This window comes from Spirosoma pollinicola (genome assembly GCF_002831565.1).
Classification (GTDB): domain Bacteria; phylum Bacteroidota; class Bacteroidia; order Cytophagales; family Spirosomataceae; genus Spirosoma; species Spirosoma pollinicola.
Genome location: NZ_CP025096.1, coordinates 660,630 through 685,006, shown reverse-complemented (window position 1 = coordinate 685,006; position 24,377 = coordinate 660,630). Strand labels below are relative to the sequence as shown.

Annotated in this window: 23 protein-coding genes and 1 pseudogene; 11 read left to right on the top strand and 13 right to left on the bottom strand. The window is 46.5% G+C overall.

From position 1 onward, the window contains the following. Positions 1–56: 56 nt before the first annotated feature. The gene (locus CWM47_RS02930) at positions 57–446 is read right to left on the bottom strand and encodes a c-type cytochrome (RefSeq protein ID WP_100986282.1); all 390 of its coding nucleotides are present in this window, start codon (positions 444–446) and stop codon (positions 57–59) included. 166 nt (positions 447–612) lie between these two features. On the opposite strand from CWM47_RS02930, the gene CWM47_RS02925 reads away from it, so the two are divergent. Further along, positions 613–1,353, top strand: coding sequence for a class I SAM-dependent methyltransferase (locus CWM47_RS02925; RefSeq protein WP_100986281.1), 741 nt, complete (start codon positions 613–615; stop codon positions 1,351–1,353). Here CWM47_RS02925 and CWM47_RS02920 read toward each other — a convergent pair. Then, positions 1,348–3,036, bottom strand: coding sequence for a VRR-NUC domain-containing protein (locus tag CWM47_RS02920; RefSeq protein ID WP_100986280.1), 1,689 nt, complete (start codon positions 3,034–3,036; stop codon positions 1,348–1,350). The genes CWM47_RS02925 and CWM47_RS02920 overlap by 6 nt on opposite strands. Before the next feature lie 51 nt (positions 3,037–3,087). Here CWM47_RS02920 and CWM47_RS02915 point away from each other — a divergent pair, with 51 nt between their 5' ends. Continuing rightward, the gene (locus CWM47_RS02915) at positions 3,088–4,095 is read left to right on the top strand and encodes a DUF2157 domain-containing protein (RefSeq protein WP_100986279.1); all 1,008 of its coding nucleotides are present in this window, start codon (positions 3,088–3,090) and stop codon (positions 4,093–4,095) included. Continuing rightward, a complete protein-coding gene (locus tag CWM47_RS02910) occupies positions 4,082–5,272 on the top strand; it encodes a hypothetical protein (protein WP_100986278.1) in 1,191 nt (396 codons plus the stop codon). Before CWM47_RS02915 ends, CWM47_RS02910 begins: the two co-directional genes overlap by 14 nt. A 131-nt stretch (positions 5,273–5,403) precedes the next feature. On the opposite strand, the gene CWM47_RS02905 is transcribed toward CWM47_RS02910, so the two are convergent. Further along, positions 5,404–5,841: an RrF2 family transcriptional regulator gene (locus CWM47_RS02905; protein ID WP_100986277.1), complete on the bottom strand. Its 438-nt coding sequence runs from the start codon at positions 5,839–5,841 to the stop codon at positions 5,404–5,406. Positions 5,842–5,969: 128 nt separating this feature from the next. Between CWM47_RS02905 and CWM47_RS02900 the strand changes: the two genes are divergently transcribed. From CWM47_RS02900 to CWM47_RS02890, 3 genes are all read left to right on the top strand, one after another. Then, positions 5,970–7,637 (top strand): M28 family metallopeptidase, encoded by a 1,668-nt coding sequence (locus tag CWM47_RS02900; RefSeq protein WP_394341977.1) that lies wholly within the window; start codon positions 5,970–5,972, stop codon positions 7,635–7,637. A gap of 142 nt (positions 7,638–7,779) precedes the next feature. After that, positions 7,780–8,967, top strand: coding sequence for a phosphoglycerate kinase (locus CWM47_RS02895; RefSeq protein ID WP_100986276.1), 1,188 nt, complete (start codon positions 7,780–7,782; stop codon positions 8,965–8,967). Positions 8,968–9,082: 115 nt separating this feature from the next. Next, entirely contained in the window at positions 9,083–9,721 is a 639-nt protein-coding gene (locus CWM47_RS02890; protein WP_157815883.1) for a hypothetical protein, read from the top strand. A 76-nt stretch (positions 9,722–9,797) separates the two neighbouring features. Here CWM47_RS02890 and CWM47_RS02885 read toward each other — a convergent pair whose 3' ends face one another. From CWM47_RS02885 to CWM47_RS02875, 3 genes are all read right to left on the bottom strand, one after another. Then, positions 9,798–11,282, bottom strand: coding sequence for a tetratricopeptide repeat protein (locus CWM47_RS02885; RefSeq protein WP_100986274.1), 1,485 nt, complete (start codon positions 11,280–11,282; stop codon positions 9,798–9,800). A gap of 109 nt (positions 11,283–11,391) precedes the next feature. Then, the gene (locus CWM47_RS02880) at positions 11,392–12,147 is read right to left on the bottom strand and encodes a zinc ribbon domain-containing protein (RefSeq protein WP_100986273.1); all 756 of its coding nucleotides are present in this window, start codon (positions 12,145–12,147) and stop codon (positions 11,392–11,394) included. A gap of 117 nt (positions 12,148–12,264) precedes the next feature. Then, entirely contained in the window at positions 12,265–13,362 is a 1,098-nt protein-coding gene (locus CWM47_RS02875; RefSeq protein ID WP_100986272.1) for a Nif3-like dinuclear metal center hexameric protein, read from the bottom strand. Positions 13,363–14,071: 709 nt separating this feature from the next. Between CWM47_RS02875 and CWM47_RS02870 the strand changes: the two genes are divergently transcribed. After that, positions 14,072–14,437 carry a hypothetical protein gene (locus tag CWM47_RS02870; RefSeq protein WP_100986271.1) on the top strand — a complete coding sequence of 122 codons (366 nt, stop codon included), beginning with the start codon at positions 14,072–14,074 and terminating at the stop codon, positions 14,435–14,437. Positions 14,438–14,549: 112 nt separating this feature from the next. Here CWM47_RS02870 and CWM47_RS02865 read toward each other — a convergent pair whose 3' ends face one another. The 3 genes from CWM47_RS02865 to CWM47_RS40020 form a co-directional block, all read right to left on the bottom strand. Beyond that, entirely contained in the window at positions 14,550–14,741 is a 192-nt protein-coding gene (locus CWM47_RS02865; RefSeq protein WP_100986270.1) for a hypothetical protein, read from the bottom strand. A gap of 143 nt (positions 14,742–14,884) precedes the next feature. Then, positions 14,885–15,139 (bottom strand): RNA polymerase sigma factor, encoded by a 255-nt coding sequence (locus CWM47_RS40025; RefSeq protein ID WP_317046714.1) that lies wholly within the window; start codon positions 15,137–15,139, stop codon positions 14,885–14,887. Between the two features lie 39 nt (positions 15,140–15,178). Beyond that, on the bottom strand, positions 15,179–15,418 hold the full coding sequence (locus CWM47_RS40020) for an RNA polymerase sigma factor (protein WP_317046713.1): 240 nt from the start codon (positions 15,416–15,418) through the stop codon (positions 15,179–15,181). 242 nt (positions 15,419–15,660) lie between these two features. Here CWM47_RS40020 and CWM47_RS02855 point away from each other — a divergent pair, with 242 nt between their 5' ends. Then, entirely contained in the window at positions 15,661–15,978 is a 318-nt protein-coding gene (locus CWM47_RS02855; protein ID WP_206170598.1) for a hypothetical protein, read from the top strand. A gap of 170 nt (positions 15,979–16,148) precedes the next feature. Here CWM47_RS02855 and CWM47_RS02850 read toward each other — a convergent pair whose 3' ends face one another. The 3 genes from CWM47_RS02850 to CWM47_RS02835 all read right to left on the bottom strand — a co-directional run bounded on the left by CWM47_RS02850 (position 16,149) and on the right by CWM47_RS02835 (position 18,788). Continuing rightward, positions 16,149–16,490, bottom strand: coding sequence for a hypothetical protein (locus tag CWM47_RS02850; protein ID WP_100986269.1), 342 nt, complete (start codon positions 16,488–16,490; stop codon positions 16,149–16,151). A gap of 480 nt (positions 16,491–16,970) precedes the next feature. Next, positions 16,971–17,375, bottom strand: coding sequence for a hypothetical protein (locus tag CWM47_RS02845; protein WP_100986268.1), 405 nt, complete (start codon positions 17,373–17,375; stop codon positions 16,971–16,973). 999 nt (positions 17,376–18,374) lie between these two features. Further along, complete coding sequence (locus CWM47_RS02835) at positions 18,375–18,788, bottom strand: energy transducer TonB (RefSeq protein ID WP_100986266.1); 414 nt, start codon at positions 18,786–18,788, stop codon at positions 18,375–18,377. A 661-nt stretch (positions 18,789–19,449) separates the two neighbouring features. Between CWM47_RS02835 and CWM47_RS02825 the strand changes: the two genes are divergently transcribed. Both CWM47_RS02825 and CWM47_RS02820 read left to right on the top strand, forming a co-directional pair. Continuing rightward, a complete protein-coding gene (locus CWM47_RS02825; RefSeq protein WP_100986264.1) occupies positions 19,450–20,934 on the top strand; it encodes a M43 family zinc metalloprotease in 1,485 nt (494 codons plus the stop codon). 267 nt (positions 20,935–21,201) lie between these two features. Then, positions 21,202–22,763: pseudogene (locus CWM47_RS02820) on the top strand (IS1182 family transposase). 117 nt (positions 22,764–22,880) lie between these two features. Here CWM47_RS02820 and CWM47_RS02815 read toward each other — a convergent pair. Further along, positions 22,881–23,282, bottom strand: coding sequence for a recombinase family protein (locus CWM47_RS02815; protein ID WP_240625679.1), 402 nt, complete (start codon positions 23,280–23,282; stop codon positions 22,881–22,883). A 569-nt stretch (positions 23,283–23,851) separates the two neighbouring features. Between CWM47_RS02815 and CWM47_RS02810 the strand changes: the two genes are divergently transcribed. Then, entirely contained in the window at positions 23,852–24,376 is a 525-nt protein-coding gene (locus tag CWM47_RS02810; RefSeq protein WP_100986263.1) for an antitoxin Xre-like helix-turn-helix domain-containing protein, read from the top strand. Position 24,377: the final 1 nt, after the last annotated feature.

The following is a 24,377-nucleotide window of genomic DNA, read 5'->3' as shown; positions in this document are numbered from 1 at the left end:
ATCATAGGTTAGGTTAAGTAAAAAAAAACACCGGATGCTGTCCGGTGTTTTTGTGTTTATGCTTTTTTGCTCTTGCTTTTTCCTTTTCCGGAACCCGCTTTTTTCGCCGGGCTGCCATCGAGCGAGTTGATCCAGGTAGCCAATTTCACCGCGTCTTCCTTTGGCACTTGTTTCATGGGTGCCATTGGTGGATAACCCGGCCAATGTGCTGGAATCGGGTTATAAATAAGGTTGACGATTTCCTCTGTGGAATATTTCTTTTTGGCTACATCTGCATAGGCAGGACCCACTAACCGTTGATTTGGGCGATGACAGGCAATACAGGTGTATTTCGTCATCAGGGTATTCATCTCCGCTGGAATATCGGATGGCGCCTGCGCATGAGCGTCAATAGAGGCTACGGCCAGCGAAGCCGAAGCGATGAGAAGGCCAAATATTTTTTTCATGAGAATCGGGTAAACAATAAATAAACAAATGAATTGAGTAAGGGCAACCGCGCAAAAATAGAGGGTTTACGATGATAACCCAATTTTGGCTTCGGTTTTTCCTATTAAACCACTTGTTTGACAGTTGTTCTCGAAAAACGTTTAAAATTGCCGAAAATAAAAAAATATGCAGCCTCTCGATCGCTTTTCGGGTCATGCCGATCTATACGCCCAGTACCGAATCGACTACCCCGCCGAATTATATGATTTTATCCTGAGTGTTACATCTAACCGGCAAACGGCCTGGGATTGTGCCACCGGAAACGGACAGGTAGCCAGTGCATTAGCCGATATTTTTGATCGGGTCGACGCAACCGACATCAGCGAGACACAGCTCATTCTGGCTGTCAAAAAAGCAACTATTCATTACCAGACCAGCCAGGCCGAACAAACTCCCTTTGCCAGCCAAACCTTCGATCTGATCACCGTAGCGCAGGCACTACACTGGTTCGACGTGAATGCCTTTCATCAGGAAGTTCGGCGCGTGGCCAAGCCCGGCGCCACAATCGCCGAGTGGGGATACGGACTGGTGCAGGCAGGGCAAGACCTGGATGGTGTCATGCTGGATTTCTACCGAAATAGAATCGGCCCGTATTGGGACCCACAACGAATGCACATTGATAACCGCTATGCAACGTTGCCTTTCCCATTTGCCGATGCGCAACACGCTACGTTTACCGCCTGCCGAACGTGGACAGTAGAGCGATTCCTGAATTACCTGCGTACGTGGTCGGCAGTACGGCAATATATTTATGAAAACGAGGAAGACCCCATTATCGGGTTGGGAGAGGAGCTACAGCCGCTTTGGGGTGATGGTGAACGTGAGGTTCAGTTTCCAATCTTTCTGCGAGTGGGGCGGGTTCTATAACTCCCAAATAATCCGAACAACTTTCCCCCGCACGCCGATGGTCTGGAAAAACTCCAGCCAGTGAAGCTGCTGTGGCCCGAGGTGATCGGTGGGCGATTTGACCTCTACAAAATCATACTCGCCCTGCTCGTTCCAGACCAGCAAATCGGGAAAACCGCGTGTGTGTTCGCGAACGTTGCGGGCCATTTCGAGCAGAATCAGGCGTAGTTGCTCAACATCAAGCAACTCGATCATTTGCTGTACTAACCTTAACAACTCATCCGACCAGTCGACCAGCACGTTGGTGATGCCATATTTGGCGTTGAACATCCGGCCCGTATGTCGTCGCCAATCGTCTTTGGTGTCGAGTTCAGTAAGGCGCTTTTTTAGTAAATCCTCTCGTTTCTGGTAAAAATCGGGCAGGTAAAAATCAGACGGGGCGCGTTGCAGCGGGTGGTGAATGGCCGACACATTGGCATCGTAGATAATATCCCAGAAAGCCAGCCCGAACAAACCGCGCCAGGGGTAATTTTCGGTGAAGGCCGCGTCGAAATCATTCTCTAGATAGTAATTCATGACCCCCGCTTCGACGTGGTGGCGGTATGCCGCCGGAATGTTGACGCTTTCTGCATCCGACAAAAAACGCGTGGTTGCTTTGCGCGTGCGTTTCTTCTCGCTCAGACCCAGAATCTTCTCTCGGAAATCATTGGCAAAATACCGCTCTTCGGCGTTGAGCGGGTTAACCGCAATTTCGTCGCAAAGGGCGAGGGCTTCCTCTATCGAGCCGTTTTTGAACAGTAGCCGAACGCGCCGTTCCCTTGCCGGAACCCGATCGGAGAGTTCATAAACAGCCAGCGCCTGATCGGGTAGTTTTTGGCGTTCCAGAAAAGCGCCCACGCGGCATACCAGTTTCTGATAACCCGGAATAGCAATTTCGGTTAATTCGGGGCGGGTTTCGTTCCAGTTCAAAAACCAGTTGTAAATATCGTCGGCGGGTGTTTCGGTTTCCTTCAGATCGTAGAATTCCTCGTTGGTCAGCGAGATCAGCAACTTGTCTTCTACCTCTTTCCGGGTGCGAAAACGGGCCGTAAACTTACTTTCGTCATACCGCTCGAAGTTGATCATGCCCAGGTCCCGCACCACAAATTCGGTCATGCTGCTTCCCCGATTGCCAAAAAACAGATACTTCACCATCATGCCCTCAGCCTCAAAATTCATCCTGACCACCGTTTCGTGGGTAGTCAAACTGATAACAATTTCGGCGAAGTCAAGCTCGTGGAGTGCATACCGAACAACGCTTTCCTTCTTTTCTTTGACCAGCAAACGATTCTCTTCCGGTTCGAGAGGAAGCAGATTCAGTAGTTCGGGTTTTGTGAAAATACCCAGTGCCGACTCGCCCATAATTTCGTGGTGTGCCGAGAGCCGTTCGACAAAGCCAGCCAAAATTAGCTCACCAACGGCTGCCGGTAAGTCAGTAATTTCGTTATACTGTAGCTTGTTGACGCGAAAAAATAGTCCTTTGCGGTTGCTGAACCGGACATACAGGCATTGGGCATCGACGCTTAAGGCGTCGAACCGCTGTATAAAATCCCGTTCGGCATCGTTTAACAAATTGCCGTATAGCCGTTTGACAAAGTCCAGCACATAGCGGAAATTGTCGAGGTAATAACGGGGAGTAAGGATAACTTTCTGACGTCCAATCATGCAGTAACGAGGGTTTTTACCCATAATACTATAACACAAAAACAATCATTTATGTCCCCGGCCGAAGTTCTGAATGAGTTGAGTAAACAAGGGGTTTTGCCACCGAAGCAACAGGCTGAAATAGCCGAAATAGAACGAATAAAGCCCTTTTCGCTGCATTGGGAATTACGCTCAATGCTCTACATTGGCATTCTGCTACTGAGCTCGGGGCTTGGGCTGTTGATCTATGATAACTTCGACAAAATTGGTCAGGGAGCTTTATTGACGGCTATTGCGGTTGCCTGTATCGGCAGCTTCTACTTCGCCTGGAAATATCGTCCAGAATGGACGCCCGCCCAAACCAAAAGCCGCTCTACCTTCGGTGATTATGCGCTCATTCTGGCTTGTCTGCTGTTCTTAACGCTCGAAGGATACGCACAATATGCCTACAACGTCTTTGGCAACCGCTATGGCCTTGTGACCTTGCTGCCCGCGTTGCTGTTTTTGCCACTGGCCTACCGCTTTGACCATCGGGGGGTGTTGAGTATGGCGCTTACCGCCCTGATTTCGTGGGTGGGCGTTACGGTAAGGCCGCTTGATCTGTATTTTAAAACCAACTTTTTCAATCAGGGAACGGTATTGTCGGCCATTGGGCTTGGCCTTTTGTTGATCGCTGTGGCCATCGGGCTGGAGCGAAAGCACATTAAACCTCACTTCACCTATACCTACCTCACCATTGCCGGAAACCTGCTTTTGGTGGCTCTGTTGGGCGGTTTGTTCAACTTCGGCGAATCTCGATTACTGTATGCGCTGGCCCTGGCCGTGACCTGTGTCGCGTTCGATCAGTATGCCCGACGTGACCGAAAATTTCAGCGGGTAGATATTGCCGATGGATCATTTCTATTCCTCTTGATGAGTACCGTTTACGGCTACATCGGCGTTACTTACTTATTTTTTCATTATGTGCGTCCACAGAGCGACGATGCCTATTACTGGTATTTTATTCTGACCGGTATTGCATTAGTCTACTACCTGATGAGCCAATTACCTAAAGGCAACCGAACGAATGAGAGCGTATAACGAACAATGGATATACAACCGCGAAATTCTCATGCAGGCAGAACGCTGGCATCGGCAGGGGCTTGTATCCGACGATCAGATCAATACCATCCGAAAAGCTTATCCGGTAGAGTTTCGCCGGACAAACAGTTTCCTGGAAATCGGCTTATTTTTATTTACAACCGTTGCTATTCTGGCTTGTTACCTGCTGCCCGCCAGTATCTTATCTGATGTATTCGACAGCGCAACGGCCTATGGTCTGTTTAATGTTGCTTTTGGCATCGGCGTTGGGATTATTGGCCATTTTCTTATCAACCGCCGACTGCTGTACCGTAATGGAATTGATAATGCGTTTGTCGTGACCCTGACAGGTTTTCTGGCTTTCGGCGTTAATCAGTTTCTGCCGAATGGCCTTTCCCTCGCTACCCATTGCCTGTTTACACTACCCCTGTTGTTGCTGGTGCTTTGGTACTACGGCGATACGTTGATTGCGTTCTTTGCGCTGTCTACATTTTACACCGCTATTGCCAATCGGTTGTTAAACGAAAGCTGGGGGAAAGATGTGTTGCCCTTCGTGATAATTGGCGTTTCGCTCGTGCTGTATGTTCTGGTCAGGCAAATAGTGAATCGGGATACCAGACAGGTTTATTATGCCGATCCTCTAAATCTGGTGCAATGGGTATCGCTTATTTTGCTGGCGGCCGGTGGTAATTATTTTGTTGTGCGTGAGCTCAATGGCCTGCTGCTAAGGTCGCGTCTGGGCGGTTACACTAGCGCAGATGCGCCCCAAATTGCCTTGGCGGGTTTGTTCTGGATATTAACCTTTGCCATTCCGACTGTTTATCTGTGGCAGGGTCTGACAAAGAAAAACAGAATGCTGAATATCCTCGGCATGCTTGGCCTTATAGCCGCTGTCATTACACTGCATGACTATACGAGTCTGATGCCACTCAATGTAGCGTTGACGCTCGGTGGCTTTGTGCTGATTGGGATTGCCGTGTTTGGTATTCGGTATTTAGCCACTCCCAAACACGGCTTTACGGACGCACCAGATGATGATTCGCCAAACGACATGTTCATTAACGCGGCCAGTATTGCCGCTGTGCAGGCAGCCAGCACCATACCCCACGGACCAAAAGATAACTTGCGCTATGGTAGTGGCGACTTTGGCGGAGCCGGGAGCGAAGGAAAGTATTAGTTATCAAGTATCCGGACAGTAGAACGCAGATTCTTATGATTACTATGATTTGTTAAGATGCTGCTAATCATCTTTTTAAAATCATAGTAATCATAAAAATCTGTGTTCTATCGTATCTGGATACTTACTAATCAAACTTCCTCAATTACTGGCGTCATTCTGTCGACCAGCATCCTGATCGTTGTTGTTTCGTATACCGCCAGATTAGCATCCCGAACGCGTAACATAATGGGTCGGATAGAGCAGGTTTCCTCGTCATCACAGTCATCGCAGCGAACATAAAAATTTAAGGAAACGCAGGGGGTAGGCGCAATGGGACCGTCAATAATGCGGATAACCTGTGCCAGCGTGATGCGCTCCGGCTCAACGCGCAATAAGTAACCGCCCCCTTTGCCTTTCTGACTTTGCAGGATACCGTGGTTGCGTAAGTCGAGCAAAATAGTTTCCAGAAATTTTTTGGGTATCAATTCCTGTTCGGCCAGTTGAGAGATCAAAACCGGCCCTTTTCCATAGGACTCTGTTAATGCCTTTAGTGCTTTGATCGCATATTTTGCCTTTTTCGAGATCATGGGATCGTGTAGTTTATGTGGGTATTCGATAGACTTTTGGTAGTAGTCCTTTTGTCCTATAAAGTTTGTGCAGTAATTTGGAAATTAAAAATTTTGAGGCTTAACTTTAGATTAATACCTTGTTACCTATGTTGAAAAAGTATAGTCCCTACCTTGTCTGTATTGGCATTATTCAGTCGGTTTCGGCTCAGATGTCACCTGTAACGATTCCCGCTGAGGCCCAACAAGCAGCCCGATCTGTACGTCCTACAGCCATCGAAGCCCATATGCGCTACCTGGCAGATGATAAATTAAAAGGTCGGAAACCCGGTACAGAAGGCTATGAATTGGCCGCTCAATATGTTGAAAAACAGTTCAAAACGCTGGGCTTCAAACCACTTGGACAGCGGGGAACATTTCGTCAGTTAGTGCCGCTTCGCAAAGCACAGGTTCGTGAAGACGCCAGTACGCTTGCTTTGATTCAGGAGGGGAAGGAACAGCTGTTTACGTACGGTAAAAACTTTATTCTCAGTCCCAACTTTGGCCAGCCGGTCAGTGATGTTTCAGCACCCATTGTTTTTGTCGGTTTTGGCGTATCGGCTCCCGAGTTGGGGTACGATGACTATGCCGGTATTGATGTGCGCGGTAAAGTTGTCGCCTGTTTTAACGGCGCTCCGGCTATATTTCCATCGAATCAGCGGGCGTATACAGGCTCGGCCAAGCAGGAAGTAGCGGCTTCGCGCGGTGCAGTGGGCATGATAACGTTTAGCCTGCCCACCGATGTTCAGGCACGTATCGAGTCAAACGCGCCCCGTAATCGACAGGCTACCTACCGCTGGACCAACGCCCAGGGAAAAGCCCAGCGGACGTTCCCGCAGTTGAAAGTTGTGGCTTTATTGGGCGACTCAACGGCTCGCTCATTGTTCGGAAAAGCAGCCAAAACGTTTGAAGAAGCCCGCGTGGCCGCCAATCAGAGTAAACCACAGGCGTTTCCAATGAATCTGGTGGTTCGCGCCCATACCGAAACCGATCTGAACGATGGGCTGGTGGGTGAAAACATCGTAGGGGTACTGCCCGGCATTGACCCAACTCTAAAAGATGAATATGTTGTTTATGTTTCGCACCTCGATCACCTCGGCGTAGGGCGACCCGTCAAAGGAGATTCAATTTTTAATGGTGCACATGACAACGCATCGGGTGTGGCCATTAACCTCGAAGCGGCCCGGCTCTTTGCGTCATTACCTCAAAAGCCGCGTCGGTCTATTGTGTTCGTAGCCGTAACGGGCGAAGAAATGGGGCTGCTTGGCTCCGATTATTTTGCCAGTAATCCGACCGTACCAAAGGCTAAAATAGTAGCGAACCTGTGTCTCGATATGCCGTTTTTCTTTCACCCGTTGCTGGATATTGTGCCTTATGGCTCCGAGCATTCTAGCATGAAGGGTGCCGTGGAGGCAGCCGCTACGTTTGTGGGTGTAAAAATTGCCAAAGACCCGATTCCTGAGCAGGCCGTCTTCATGCGCTCCGACCACTTTAGCTTTGTACGGCAGGGTATTCCGGCTATTTACATCAAAAGCGGTTCGACCACCGGCGACGACCGCGACGGTACAAAACTTAACCTCGCCTGGCGGGCAACGATCTATCACACCCCACAGGACGATATGAATCAGCCGTTTGATTGGAACGCGGCTGGTCGGCATGTGCAGTTGCAGTTCCTGATTGGTTACCTCACAGCTCAGGCGAATGGCCGTCCTGTCTGGAATAAAGCTGACTTTTTTGGTACCAAATTCGGTCCGGCGGCAACGGCAAAAATAGACTGAAGACCCGGTAATTTCAGCTAATCTGGCCCTAGTTCTGTCATGTGAGAAACAGGTGTCTATGCATGAACTGCAAACTTCGCGTCTGTGTCTGCCGAAAAACTGCTAAGTTTGGCCCCGTAAACCAACGACCATACGTAGTCGCATGAAAACCGTAGATACCTACAATTTTGCCGGTAAGAAAGCCCTCGTTCGGGTGGACTTCAACGTGCCGCTCGACAAAGAGTATAACATTACTGACGACACTCGCATCAAAGCGACCATTCCAACCGTTCTGAAAATCGTGAACGACGGTGGTTCGGCCATTTTGATGTCGCATTTAGGCCGGCCTAAGGGTGGTCCCGAAGAGAAATATTCCCTCAAACATTTGCTGCCCGCTCTGAAAGAAGCGTTTGGCCGCGAGGTGAAATTTGCCGACGACTGCATTGGTCAATCAGCTACTGATCTGGCGGCTAGTCTGCAACCGGGCGAAATTCTGTTGCTCGAAAACCTGCGTTTCTACAAAGAAGAAGAAAAGGGAGATGTCGCTTTTGCTGAAAAACTAGCGAAACTTGGTGATGTTTGGGTCAATGATGCTTTTGGTACAGCGCACCGGGCACACGCATCCACGGCAGTAATGGGCCAGTTTTTTGAGGATCGTGTTGCCGGGTATGTCATGAATGCTGAGTTAGCCAATGCCAAAAAGATTCTGGAAGAAGCTGAACGGCCGTTTACAGCGATCATGGGTGGTGCTAAAATTTCCGATAAAATTCTGATCATCGAGAAGCTGCTCGATACGGTTGACAACCTGATTATTGGGGGTGGAATGACGTATACATTCACCAAGGCATTGGGTGGCAAAATCGGCAAATCACTCCTCGAAGCTGATAAGCAGGATTTAGCTCTTGAGTTATTGAAGAAAGCGGAGGCTAAAGGTGTGAAAATTTACATGCCTGTCGATAACCTCTGCGCCGACGATTTTTCGAATACGGCTAATCGTCAGGTTGTTGCAACGGGTGAGATTCCTGATGGATGGGAAGGACTGGACATTGGTCCCGAAACAATCGAATTGTTTAAAGAGGTCGTACTACGCTCGAAAACCATCCTCTGGAATGGTCCGATGGGGGTTTTTGAATTTGAGAACTTTGCGCATGGTACCAACGCTATTGCCGAAGCCGTAGTGAAAGCTACCGAAGAAAACGGTGCCTTCTCGCTCATTGGTGGTGGTGACTCGGCATCGGCTGTTAATCAGGCTGGCTACGGCGACCGTGTGAGTTATGTATCGACCGGTGGCGGTGCGTTACTGGAATACATGGAAGGCAAAGTATTACCCGGCGTAGCTGCACTGGCCTAGTAAAAAGGGTAGATAAAACAAGGGTAAACGCCAAACGCCATATCTCCAAGATATGGCGTTTGGCGTTTACCCTTGTTTTATCTACCCTTTTTACTACTTTGCTTACAAAAAGACTATGGCCACCTATCGGCAGGAATATTTTCCACCACTGCTTGAAGACTGCTTCTATCACATCTATAACCGGGGCAACAACGGCGATAATTTATTTTTCCAGCACCGGAATTACCGGTATTTTTTGCAGAAGTACGACTACTATTTAAGCCCTTATCTTGAAACGTATACTTTCTGCTTACTGCCCAATCACTTCCATTTATTAGTTCGTATAAAAAATTTCGCTGACCTACCCAAAATAGAACAGACACTACGGCATGGTCAAGAACTTATCATATCACCTGAACGCATTATTAGTGAGCAATTCCGGCGTTTCTTTGTGTCCTACGCAAAATCAATTAAAGTACAGGAAGAACGAACAGTGAGCCTTTTTGAAAAGAATTTCAGGCGCAAGCTGGTTGATTCAGATGAGTACTTCACAAATTTAGTTGCCTATATCCATCGAAATCCTGAAACGCATGGTATTTGTGCCGATTTCAGGGAGTATCCATACAGTTCATATTGTAAGATGATGAGTCCTAAGGTGACTCGATTAATGAAATTGCAGGTTCTTTCGTGGTTCGGTGGCATTGAGGCTTATCAGCAGGTTCATCAAAATCGCGAAGAGCCGGGTTTGTTAAAAGAGTTGATCATTGAAACTTGAATCAGTTTTAGGGGGGAGAAACAAGGAACAAACGCCATATCTTGAAGATATGGCGTTTGTTCCTTGTTTCTCCCCCCTAAAACTGACTTAAAGCGGCCCTTGCTTTATTGTCTACGCTGTTTTTATACTCGTGGTGTTTGAAACTAATGGCTTTTTGAAAGAACGACCGCGCGCGAGTGCGGTCGTTCTTTTGTTTATAGATATAGCCCAGTTGCAAGGCCGCCGTAGCCCCGAAAGAAAGCTGCTCAGGCTCGCTTAGGACCAACGCACGGGTTAACCATGAAATAGCCGAATCAGGCTCATTTCGACGTTGGAAAATACGTCCTATGCGGTAGTTGTACTCTGCTTTTTCGGCTATTGTCGGGAATTTGGCTTCGGTGTAAGGCTGCAGATAGGCCAGAGCGCTGTCGGTAAAACCACCATCGGAAGCCAGCCGCGCCCGCATTAGGATTTTCTGATTGGCTGAAGCTCCCCGTTGTAAATAGGACTCGGCAAACTTCTGTGCCGCTTTATCTGATTCGACTGTTGTTCGGCCAACAGACGTTACTTTCTGTATAAATGGACGAGAAACGGCGTCTGGCTGATTGGCTAACCACTGACAGAGAAACAGTTTGTAGTAGGAGTCTTTCAGGAAGTTTCGGCCCTCATAAGTCGTCAGGAATTGGTTGAAATGAGTTATTGCCGTAGCATATTCGCTTTTTTGCAAATAAATATCGCCCAGCACATTCTCAATAACAGGTAAAGCCATATAGTTTTTACCCGTCGGACGACTAGCCAGATAGGCAAGGGCTTGTTCGCTATGCCCATTTTTTTGTTCGATAGTAGCGCCAAAAAAATGGAGCAGCAGGTTGTTCGGATGATCGCTAACCAGACGTTTTAGACTTTGCCCGTCGGCATCGGTAAATTTCAGGACATAGGCCCGTACCATCAGGTCTATTAGTCGGGCTTCAAGTCCGAAGGTTGGGTCTTGCCGGGCGCGTTGAAGTTCTTGCTGCCCTTCCTGAATGTTGCCATGCAGGCCTAACAGATTGGCAACCCACACGTAATTATCGGGTACGGAGCCAATCATGATGTGCAGTGTTCCCAGCGATTTGTAGGTTGGCAGGAAAGCAGGGAAGCGTTTCTGATTTTCGGCCAGCAGTTTATAGGCTCGAATGACATCCCAACTGGCACTGACTTCTTTCCCAAACTTTAATTTTACAAAAGCCCAGTGGAGTCTTACTTCGGCGAGTAGCACGCGTTGCCAGGGGGAAGTATTGTCTAACTTTTTGAGTGCGTCGAGCCGGTCGTCTTCCCGGTCGCTTATCGCGGTAAACAGGCGGTCGTCGTCGGAAGTAACGAGGCTTAGCATATCCAGATAGTCCTCTACAAAAATACGGACGCCGTTGTTGGCCGACTCACGGGCCAATACTTGTTGGGATGATTGCGTTTCCAGCTTTTGCAGGTCAGCATAAGCCTGTTGAAGGCCCGGTGTCCACACGAAACCCTGCGCCTGAACCAGCAGCGTACGCAGCAGCATACTGGCTGTGAGAACAATAATACGGCTAATGAAGGTGCGCATGATTTAATTTAGGCGGAAACTGTCAACAAAGTAACGGCAGGTAGTGCGTAATGGCACAAAAAAAGGTCGTCTGATAGACGACCTTTTTTTGTGTTCATTAGGGTGAAGCCTATCGGCCGCGGCCCGTTGGTGCTGGTTCAGGAACACCTTCCACATCAGCGAATATCCGTCCGCAATGCTCGCAGACAATGATTTTCTTTTTGTCTTTGATATCGGCCTGACGCTGTGGTGGAACTACGTTAAAGCAGCCACCGCAAGCACCACGTTTCACCATGACAACGGCTAAGCCGTTCAGGGCGTTACCACGAATTTTTTTGTAGGAGTTCAGCAAACGCGGTTCGATAGTCGTTGCCTGTACATCGCGTTGTTTGATGATTTCTTTCTCCTCCTCCTGGCTTTCAGACGTGATCTGATCAAGCTCCTGCTTTTTCGCTTTCAGGTCTTCTTTCCGTTCGTTGAGAGCCGCCTGGGTCGTTTTGATTTCTTCCTCTTTGCCCCGAACCCGGAATTGAGCTTCGTTGGCGCGTTTCTCAACCAACTCAATCTCAAGAGATTGTAATTCGATTTCTTTAGAAATGGCGTCGAATTCGCGGTTGTTACGGACGTTCATTTGCTGATCCTTATACTTGGTGATCAGCTTTTCTGCGTCTTTCTTTGCCACGCGATTGCGCTCAATTTCCTCGTCCAGCGTCTTGATCTCACTCTGAAACTTGCCAATTCGGGTTTCAAAGCCAGCAATGTCGTCTTCAAGGTCACGGACTTCTTCGGGCAAGCCACCACGAATTTTTATGAGTTCGTCTAATTGAGAATCAAGGGATTGCAGTTTCAGAAGAGCGTCTAGTTTTTGCGCAATCGTCAGTTCCATTCGGAGATTTGTGTTTTAATGTATAATGAATAATGTTTAATGTATAATGATATCTATGTCAACTAGCTGAACGTTACTGGTATTCAGTGTTTTACATTATTCATTATACACTATTCATTAGAAATATCGAACCGGATTCGTATCCGTATACGATAAAATTACCGCAAAAGTAGTGAATTTTTTTGCTAAATGCTCTCGAATTAAGTCTTTAGTGAAGACTTCGCTCTCATAATGCCCAATATCGCAGATACCGATGCGATTTTCGGCATCAAAAAACTCGTGGTATTTATAATCAGCCGTCACAAATACATCGGCTCCGGCACGTATGGCATCGGGCAACAGGAAACTTCCAACGCCCCCACATACGGCTATACGCTTTATAGGCTGGTCGGGTAGGGCCGTGTAGCGTATCAGATTTAGCGCCATATGCTCTTTCAGATAAGTCAGCCAGGCCATTCCCATCAGTGGTTCTGGCAAATCGCCAACCGCGCCGGAGCCCACTTCCTGATGCTGATTATCCAGAGCTGTAAGGTAATAGGCGACTTCTTCATACGGGTGAGCCTGACGCAACGCGTTTAAGAGCTGCCACTGCTGGTGAGCTGGTATGATAACTTCAACACGATTTTCGCTTTCCTCGTGGTACTCACCTGGTTCGCCAATCGTTGGCCGGGCCGTTTCCGTAGGTTGGAATGTTCCGGTCCCGGCCACGCGAAAACTGCAATTTTTATAGGCACCAATTTGCCCTGCTCCAGCAGCATAAAGCGCATCCAGCACAGCTTGCGTGTGAGTTATAGGAACAAACGTAACTAACTTGGTTAGCACCTGCGTTTTAGGGGCCAGTATGCTGACATTTTGTAGGTTGAGCTTTTCGGCAATCCTGAAATTGACGCCCCCAGCCACATTATCCAGGTTCGTATGCGCTGCATAAAGTGCTACGTCATGTTTAATAGCTTTTATGACTGTCCGCTCCACATAGGTTTTTCCCGTCAGTTTCTTCAGACCTTTAAAGACAACCGGATGATGGGCTACAATAACATTACATCCTCTGGCAACAGCCTCATCGACAACGGCTTCTGTAATATCGAGCGTAACCAGTACACCCGTAACAGCGGTATTGGGATTGCCTACCAACAAGCCCACATTGTCGTAGGATTCCTGATAAGCAAGGGGTGCCAATGCTTCGATGTGAGCAGCAAGGTGGCGGATTTGAATCATAGTGAGCGTAAATACAAAATGAAGTCTTCCAGTTGCTCCGCAAATTACGGAATCTGTCGAGAATGCTTCCTGCATCAGTATGACAAAGTCGCTTTGAACAGCCCACAAAAAGAAGATTAGTCAGATTGTCTTGACGGTAAATCTGTATCAATACTACACCCGTATATAAGGCTTACACTTTTCTTTTCAACTGGGTCAGGCCGTCTTCGCAATGGGACGGTCTGGCTTTTTTTATACCACTTTGAGTTGCTCTATATAATCTATGAAAGGCGGAATGGCTTTATGCAAACCGTTTATCAACCAGTGAACTACTAAAAGAAACTATAAATGAAATATTGACGAGTGCGAACGAAGAGCGATACGCCTACAAGGATTAGATTATCAAGACGGGTAAACAGCCGTAAATAAGTGGAGCAGTAGTCAGATAAATTTATATTAAAAAATCAACCGGCCCGCTATTTGCAGGCCGTTGAAAACCTTCCTCTTTTTATCCAGGTAATATATACGAGTAGTTTATTAAAACAGATTTATATGATCTAACTTTTTTTAGCGTATACATGTATTATAGTGTAGGGTGAGTATATAAATTTAACAGGTATTTGTTAGACAGTGGTTTAGGCGTTAGGTCAGTATTTTTTTTATGATCTAAATTTAAAGTAAACAAATATTTGGCTATCTTTATGGTATAAATAAAATATAATAATAGCAAATGTCAAATATAGGCAATGAGTTAGATTTGGCTAATTCGCGGGCTCTGGTACGTTACATGCTCTATACAGATGTTAATCGCCGACGGGCTACTCAGGTAGGGGAGGATACCTGGATGGACTATGAGGTAATTTGTAGTGGTAAATATGATTATGCCACAAAGCATGAACTGATTTTTAGGGAGCTTGATGATGAACCGGGTCAATATATAGTGGCTATGGTACCCTATATACGTCAGATTTCTCACCCAACAAAAGCAGGTGTTACGATACCCTTACGGCTTGTGTATATTACGTCTGAAGCACTGTGGCCATTTTTTGACCCGATAGAGGAGGAACCTCTTGACAGAGCTATGCTTCCTGAATAAGCAGATCGCTTATCATCGGGGGAGCGTAGTCATACAAAATACCCATTAATAGTTTCGGGGATTCAGGAGATGTATACCACAAACAGTATACGCAGGATAATTAGGCAGATGCTTAGGAAAAAGCCCAGACCACAATACCGACAAACGTTACGGTCAAGCTAATAAACAGGGCTATAACGTTCAGGCAAGGCTGAACAGACTCTTCACGTTGTTTTTCGGTCATATTCGGATGAAATTCGACAATTTGTTCGATTAATTGCCGAACCAGACCTTTTTTCAAAGCTGCAAATGTTACCATTTCCATTGCGTGTGATGTTTTCTGTAATTCTTAGACTGCAAGTTCTTCATAATGGGTACAAATTTTTTACCCGACTGTACTTATGTATGAAACTATACTATCTATAGAAAGAATAGGATATATTATTTATACTTAGCCTCCATAGTTCTTTATACATAAGCGATGAATTTTTCCCGGCTTCGTTTAAGCCGCATCTTAACGGCGCTGGGGTTAACAGTATAGTCGTAAGCAATTTGTTCAATACTCATGCCTTCTTCATGCCTCAAATGAAGTAGTGCCTGCTCCTTAGCTGACAAGGTTGTCATGGCCTGTTTAGCTAACAGCAGTGTTTCTTCATGAAGTTGTACTTCGGTTGATTCGGGTATATCGTGTCTGAAATCGTTATCAAGCGCAGTAAGGCTCAAACGCTTTGCTAACTGTAACTGGTCTGAGCAGTAATTGTATTAGATTGTGTAAAGCCATGTAGAAAAACTGGAGCGTTGCTGAAAGGCATCCAGTTTATTAAATACCTTCAAAAAAATGTCATGAGTAAAGTCTTCGGCTTTGAGAGGGTCTTTCGTCATTGATAAACAACGGCGATAAACTTTTTTAACGTAGCGATTGTACAAAGCCTCGAAACAGTGAGATGATTGATCTGTCCGAAACTGGCGAATCATTTCTTCATCCGTCAGTGGAGTATGCATAAAATTTATAAAAACAAGTCTTAGTTAAATTATGGAATACTTCAACTAAGACCAAGGTTCCTTGATCCGGGTACTGAAAATGTACTGAGCGGTGTACTGGCTGGATACAGAAGTACACGACACCGATACCGCTATACCCATGTTTCGTTCATTTATGTCTCTTTCTGCTAAAATCGATCTCTTACTTACTTGCTTAAATTAATGGTTAAGTAGACAGTTAAATTGGAAAATAATTAACGTCTATGAATTACAGATTTTCAAAAACAGGAACCCGTTTATCTGGGGTGAGTGCTGCAGGTGCCTTGATGCTCATGTTGGCGATAAGTGGCTGTCAGGATCACCGATTACCTCTTCCGGGTCAGCAGATTCAGCCTACTGATCCCAAACCGGATTACGCACCGACCATTACACCACCGATGCAGGCGGTCATCGAAGAATTAGGTTGGCTTAGCCCCGTTCCACTCAATGAGCTTAGTCCGCAACAGGCCCGAATGCAACCCTCTTTTAAGGATGCGGTGAATTCATCACTCGATAAAAACAACATCCCCAGAATAAATTGAAACAACCTATTTTTCACTTTTCTTAGTGGGGCTGTATAAGGTATCTTAAGAAACTATTCCAATAAGTGGCGGTAAGTGGCTGTGGTTGAAAACAAGAAACTCACCCCCCAATTTACGCTTCATTTAACAAAGGATTTTTACCCCAAAGTGGCCAATTGAGCTGGTCCTTCTTAAAGGCTTAGCGTGAAGGTGATCGTCCGTAAATTGCCGTCAATCGAGCGATCCTGAATCTTCATGCCCGTGTCCTCATCGTATAACCGATCCCCAATCTGGGGTAGACTTCCGAAGGCCATATGGTACTGCTGAACGCTGATGAAACATCGCTTGAGCCGGTCAAGATAGGGATCGGTGGCTATTGGGTCTTCGTCCCAATTCGTAACCAGAGATCGACTTTTGATCACTGAGAGCACTTGCTCGGCGAATAGAAAAACGATTTTAAATCCGTTGATTGTCCATTCGGCCTGGTGTAAGCTCTCAATAACCGACTGGGGAGACTTGTTGTCAAAGTTCATAGAGGATGTGTTTGGCTAATGAAGAAAGAAATTAGTACGACTAGATGGACGGTAATTAGCGACAAGAAGGCAGTAGCGGTCCGCCGAAAAAAAGGGGGTGAACCCGATGGGCAAAAATGACTCCCTACTGGGCAAAAATTACTATAACTAGTTAATTAAAAGGGAGTAATATGTAGATAAAAGGTTAGCGAATTTTATATTTTGTATCGTTAGCTGGTCCTGTTGGGGAAACAATCACTGAACCGGCAGGCCCCTAAAAGTGCAGCCCCAACCGATTACCATTGCTGGTAAACCAACATCCCTGTGGTGAGCTAGCAAAGCGTTTAGATGCCTCCTCCTCCTAAAGTACAACGTCTGGCACTCATTGATGGATGGCCAAACGTTGTACTTTTCCCCCTTTTGTAGGAGTCTGCGACGCGTTTATATGCTTGGGATTTGTGCCCCAAATCCCAAGCATATAAACGCGTCGCAGACTCCAAGCTATTTGATCATAGATTCGTAATCGCCGGGCATCTCAGTATCCGTTTTTAACGTAACCTGAGTAATAAGTTTAGTCGTGCCTTTAGGTTCTTCAGGCCAGTTTTCATAGACATAAGAAAGGTAAACAGGCTTCTCCGAAGAAAGGACTTGATAGAAGCCATCAAATAGGCTTGGATTGCAGACCACCTGAATGTCACTTCCATCGAAGTTCTCGCCCCCGACGTTCGTTATTTTCCCAACCCCTTTCCATTTCTGAAACAAATTTGAATCTTGAAAAAAAACGCTGGCCCGAACGCGGATACCGTGCGAAAGGTCAGGACTGGTAAGTTTGATAGAACGGTTGAAGTCCGTTCTACCCTGAGTAACGTACACCTGGTAGGATTCGATTTGAAAGTTGTTAGCCATTCCTTATTCTGATTAGATGATAGGTCAATCTACATCGTTGGATAAGTCCATTTGTCAAATTCCTTATTAAACGGTGAGAAGTTGTTGTCTCTTCAGGGTGCAGCGTGAAGTGGTCTTGCAAAGAATAATAAAGGGATAAAATACAAAAGTGCAGGTGGTGACATACCATGTCATCACCTGCACTTTTTCAAGAGGTGTTTTATAACTAAGGTGGCTGTTGCAAAAGTCTTTTAGGGCATAAGTAAGCCCAAAAAAGGGGTCAGTATAGGTCGCTTTTTGGCCGAAAACAAGGTACTGAATAAAGCATCTTAAATCCATCCAGACTTTTGCAACAGCCACTAAGATTATGTAAAGAGATTATACTAACAATTAAGCCTGTTTGACCCTTGACCCATTTTCGTAAGAAAAAACAATGAGACTCGCATTTTCCCTAATTGGCTTACTAGTCTGTTTGCAGGCCTGTGTCTGGGACCCACCGGCCAATAGGAAGTTAAAAATTAGAAACGGTTCTGATAAACCCATATTGGTCGTTTATGCCGTTGATGATCGATCCTATCATGCTATCAATGGGTTGAGTGACTACAATCCTTTCCATGAGTTTCAAGAGGCTGATACTACTAGTGGTTAACAAGCTGCATTACTTGAAGACAATCCCAACTATATTGGTCTTAAGCACACAATCTCAGCAAATTTAGGGATGGGTCAATGGGAGGATCATATTAGTAAGGGTAAACTACGGGTGTATTTATTTAGCCCTAAAAAGGTGTTGAATAACGATTGGGACCATATCCGGATAGGCAAAAAGTGGGATAAGATGTACTCATTCACGCTTATCCAAGTCGAGGCTATGAACTGGGTTATTAGTCTGTCGAAGACTGTTGTATAAGTGCCCATTTATTAATCAAGCCTATCGATACCCTTTTTCTGCTAACTAAGGCGCTGACTAAGTTCAAAGCCATAGCCATTTCATTTATCGAAGCCCCCAAAGGATTTACCCCTTCACCGTACCGAAAAGTTGATCGGCAAATTATAAAAGCAATCCACAGCCTGACCATCTACTTTACCAGGCAGCCAGTTCGGCATACTGGCCACCATTCGTATGGCTTCTGCATCGATCTCGGGGGAAACCCCTTTTAAGACCTTTACGTTTTCAATAGCGCCCTGTTTGGTAATGAGGAATCGAATAAATACCCGTCCGGACAACCCGGCCGCTTGGGCCGCTTTGGGATACCGGAGATTTTCACTGATATACTGACCCAATTTACTCATGCCGCCCGAAAATTCGGGTTGTTGTTGGACAACGGTGTAAATTAAATGATCAGGCCTTGAGCTTGAATCGGTTTGAACAGTTTGCGCCTGAAGCGGCAGCCAGCAGGTAGCTAGTAGTACGAGAATGAGAAGGGGCGTACGCATAGTAAGGTTGATTATGTAAGTAAACCCTATATTAAGCTAGGTAACCTCTAATGAGATAATATGTTATCAGCACTAAGAGCATTATATTCAACGATGGATAAAAAAGTTGTTTCTTCCAAAAGTAAACAGGGCATACTAGCAGATACAGTAAGACGATCCATCCTTTATTGATCTTCTCCTGCCATGGATCGATCAAGTACATCCCAAGGCTAATGAGGGTCAAAATCCAGCAGATAGTTTTCATTTAGTTAACCATGCGTGATGCCTACTTCTGTTTTATAATCTCTTGTAGGTTAAGTACTGCAAAATGTCAAACAAAAACAAGTGCTGTCTGACAGCTGTCAGACGGAAGACGAGGTCAGCAAGCTGAGTTCTTCCAAGCAATTCAGAGAAGCGGTGTTTAAAAAAAACGCCCCATTTGAGAAGCAGATGTATGCACACTGTTTGTGTCTCAAGCTGGAGCGTTTGTTGAGATTAGGCCAACAACTGTTTTTTGGCTATCTGGCTGTCTATTCATTTCGTACTTTGAAAAGTACGAAACCAAACGGCTGGGAACCGAAAAATCGTTCCTATAAGTGGGTCTATAACTAGTCGAAAAATCTATATTGATCTTATCAAATGAATATATGTATATTAAGTAACAAAAAACGTATTTCTGCTAATGAGGTATTACCCGAAACTGATTTGTCCATTCATAGTCGGCTGGCTATTTAGCCTGCTGCTAAGTTGCCGTTCTAAAGAAAATGTACTCCCAGGAGTGGCCTCGATTCAGATCATTCTATTTCAAAACAAAAAGCCCAGACCCTTCTACTTTCTGGAAGATTCTGCTCATAATCAGCTTCGATTTGAAGTCTATTACTTCGATGAGAAAGGCACCTTTATCCAACCCCTGGCAACACCCCAGTTTTTAGTCAATGGTAGCCCAATCGAGGCTGATCACTTTACCTTAACTAAAGCAGGTCAGTTTGTATTCACGGCTAAAATAGGCAACCGGATCAGTCATAATCAACTCCGTGTGGAGGCAGGCTCAGCCACTGATTATATCAGTCGCTTTGAGCTGACAACCGCCGTACCTTTCCTGAATGCAAACACAACGAGTCGATTACCTGTATTCTTTACAATCGTTGATAAGCAGGGCCGCACACTCGACACGACAGGGTATTCACTACCGATCAAATTAGCCGTTAATGGAGTTACTCAAGTCAAAAACCAATTCATTACAGCAACTCAAGCGGGCATCTACACCCTGCAAGCCAGCTTGTGGGGTGTAAAATCAACTAGCTTAACAGTCACGGCACGCAAACCCAGTTCGTATGAGTTAGTGCGATTCCCCGTTATTATCCATGTCCCCCAGAGCGCCGACGTATCCCAAATTGACCCAGCCCGTATTCTGGCTGAGGTGAACCAAACGTACCGGGCGAGAAAGGCCTCCGTTGATCCCAATCAGGCCGATGCCAATATTGAGTTTGTGCCGGCGACCACTGACCCGTTCGGCCAGCCACTGGCGGTAGCCGGCTTAGATCGCCTGTCATTTGACAACCCGGCTAGTGTTGATACGGCAGCCAGATTAGTTGACCGGGTTGTTCACCAGTGGTGCCCCCAACAATACATCAATGTGTTTATGAGTGTGGATTGGCTACGTATCTATGGTCGTGGGTTTTCATATGCGTATCTACCCACGAACTTGACTAGCTCGGCGCTCACCTGTGAACAGCTAAAAGAGATTACTTGGACAGCAACGGCAATCCCGGCTATTTATATCTATGATCAACATAGTTTCGAAGGATTATCTCATGAGTTAGGCCACTTTTTAGGCTTAACCCATACGTTTGCAAATGGCTGTTCGTATGTGGGCTTGTTTGCCGACATACCTCAGCACGAAGAATCTTTTCCTGACAGTAGGGGCTATAAATATAGTTGTCGACATATACCGTATGTTTCAGATTTTGTGATGGATTACCATGCTCCTCCCAATAGTTTCACCCTGGAACAGATTCAATATATACGGCTCATTCTAAGTCGGTTAATTTACCTGCCTGGCTCGTTGAAACCGGGCAATGCCCAGTTAAGGAAGGCTTTACCAAACGAGTTAGCACAAGGCACCACGATTGCTTGTAAGCCTGTTGCTCTAGGGGTTACCTATTAACATGTCCGCTTATCTGGTAGCCAGACAGTGATGGTTCATGTTAAAGCAACAGCCATTTTTTCGTTTCGTACTTTAAGAAGAAAAGTACGAAAATCGGTACTTGATTGACCTTTCACCCCTTGAAAGTTTCTATTTCCGCGTTTTGCAAAGAATTTATTTTTTTACTTCCTAAGATAGTACGAAAGGTAAGCTGAGTCGCATTAAACGCCCGTGGCTGTTACACAACTCCGCTTAGGGATATAAGGGACCTTTTCTGTATCTTGAGATATGCAAGGCCGAAAAGAATATACCGAAAAGCCCATCACTTATTTTCAGCTGTCGAGCCACATTCCGACAGATAACGGCCCCGGCCGCCCGGTTCTATCGTCGGCTAAAGGAGAGGTTTGACCTTACTTTCCTCTATGAATATACTAAAGAACTCTATGGCTCAACGGGCAATCCCTCGATTGACCCAGTGGTATTCTTCAGGTTTATGCTCATCGGCTATCTTGAGAATATTGCCTCTGACAGAAAGCTGATTGAGCACTGCTCCATGCGCATGGATATGCTGTATTTTCTAGGGTATAACATCGATGAACCATTGCCTTGGCACTCCACTCTGAGCCGGCCCCGTCAGCTATATCCAGAAGCACTTTTTGAGTTATTATTTGACAAAGTATTCAGCCTGTGTGTAGCCCACAACATGACCGTCCGCGGCTGCGGTAGCCGGTCGGCGGGTCGCTATCGACTCGGCTCCTGTCAAAGCTAACGCGTCGATGGAAACACTCTTAGAAAAACAGCCCCAGCGACCTGGGCCCAAGTTGCTACCCCAAGTTGAAGATCAAAATGGACCAGTAGATGCGATCCCTAAACTTAGCCCCCGTCAGGCAGCCTCGGTAATCACGGCTGCCGATCACCAGTTGAGACGCCTGAAAAAGCATCAACAAAACCTGAAGAGTGCGCCTATCACCTTGGGAGCCGGTAACGAAAAGGCGCAGTTGCTGAGCAATAAAACCCATTACAGTCCTACCGACCCCGATGCGCGCATCTCCATCAAGCCGGGTAAAGCCCGAAAACTCAACTACAACTGTAGCCTGGCAGTGGATACGGCCGAAGGGATTATCAGCCATGTACAGGCTGATTTTGCCGATGGCCGGGACAGCCAGTCTCTACCTGATATTACGCGGAAGCTTCAGCAGCGGTTAGTACACAATGAGTTGCGTCTAGAAGAGATACTGGCCGATACTGGCTACTCGAACGGCGGCAACTACGCCTTACTGGAGGGGTGGAAAATCACTGGCTGGATACCCGTTTTCGGCAAGTATAAGCCCCAGATTGATGGCTTCCCCTATGACCCAGTTGCTGACCAGTTCATTTGTTCCGCTGAGAAGCCACTACCCTTTAAGAATTTCGATTCGCAGGCCGATGGCGGTTTGCTGAAAATCTACCGAGCCGCTTACCAGGACTGCCAACAGTGCCCGCTTAAACCCACGTGTATTCCCAACAGTAAATGCCGACAGATAACCCGGACGGCCTATGATCCCTTCTATCGTCGAGCCTTGGAACGCCAGCAAAGTCGGCGGGGCAAACGCATGAAACGGCTTCGCCAACAGACGGTAGAACCGGTCTTAGGCAGTTTAGTAGAGTGCAATGGGTTGCGAAAGATAAATGTACGAGGCAAAGCTGGGGCTCACAAGGTGATGCTAATGGCAGCTGTGGCCTTCAATCTGAAGAAGTGTATGAAGTTCACTACCAAGTCTACTATCAGCCAAGCCATAGCCCTAAAAGTGGAGTGGTCATTGGCTTCTGGAAACACTTTTCTGAGCCTTACCATGCTTTATTTCAACTGAGATGGGGCAACGAGGGGAGAAAATCTGACCACTAGCCTATACAGAATGAACAACCGATGTAAAAAGCGGAGTTGTGCAACAGCCACGCCCATTTTATGAAGCAATGTCCTTCACTACTCAAACTTTATTTTCTTCCTTCCAAGCCAAATACCGATACACCGTTGCTAGGCTTACGTGAAACAGCTGACCTATCTCTAGAATTGTATGCGTCTTGAGAGCATATATGGATCTGACGGCCCGTGCCTTTGCTTGGGCCTCAACTGTGAGTCCCTTTGGTCGGCCGCCTATTCGTCCCCTGGCACGAGCTGCCGCTAGACCCGCTTTGGTACGCTCCCGGATCATATCACGTTCGAACTCGGCTAGCGACGCAAATAAGTTAAACACTAAACGGCCTTGCGCGGTCGTGGTATCGATGGCATCATTCAGACTGCGGAAGCCAATTCCTTTGGCTTGAAAGTCATTGATCAAGGTAAACAGCTCTTTTAGCGATCTACCCAGCCGCCGGGTGGCCGGTGCCATCTAGTTTCCAAACCATGATGGTGTCTCCTTCCCGACGTACCTCTAATAACTTTTGAAGTTGTGGTCATACTTTGGCCGAGGAGACCTTGTGGGGCGCCACCCCGGCCCTGAAAAATTTTCTGACAACCTACTTTTTAAGGTCATCCAACTGGAGGGCTAGGTTCTGATCTTGAGTCGAAACACGGGCGTAGCCAAACAACATAGAATTATCTCAAAAAAGGTCTGATTAAGAAAGTCTGGTTTTGGGAAGATGCAACTCGTAGTCAGGCGGTTGCATCTTCACAAAACCAGACTCTATCACTACATTTCAGAGGTAGATCACAAAATTCCTTTATCTCAGAGTAGCGTCCTTTTCGAGATTGTGATACCGGTAACGATACCCATTCATTTGGGAAGATTATCCAGTGAAGACCTGTTTGGATACACCGACCGTATCTACTTTTAGTTAACGAAAGAGGTAGAATAGATAAAAGTCACCATGTTTCGCTTGTACACGAGGCCAGGAAACCTTTAGTGCAAATTTGCTATTTATACTATGTAGTTTTGCACTATATAGTCACTCCGAACAGATGCAAGCGACTCTGCCAGTTACCAGCATAATCACCCAAGCCCGACAAGGCGTTTTACGCCGACGAGTCGATGAAATCGCTCGCTTGGTCGGCCTCACTGATAAAGAGATGGCCCGTATACTGAACATGTCTATCAGAGGTCTGCATGGAAAGGCCACGGCGACACGATTAAGTCTGGCCGCTAGCGAACGACTCTTGTTACTGGAGCGACTCGTCCAGCGAGGGCTTGCCGTCTTTGACGGGCGAGCCGACCTACTGGCTCGTTGGTTACGCACCCCACTGGCCGAATTAGCTTATCGTCCAGAAACTGATCGTAGTCTTGAAGAAATGGCTTCTGGCCCCCTGCAAAATATGGGTAGCTTTCATCAACCCGTTGGGCCAATTGTCAGCGCAATGACCCCTATGGAATTCACTCATGAACTCTCCGTAATAGTCCAATCCCCTTTAGCTGTGCTGGATACGGTATCGGGTTTCTCACTGGCCGAAGATGTACTGGGCCGTATTGAATGGGGTCTAGCAGGGTAAA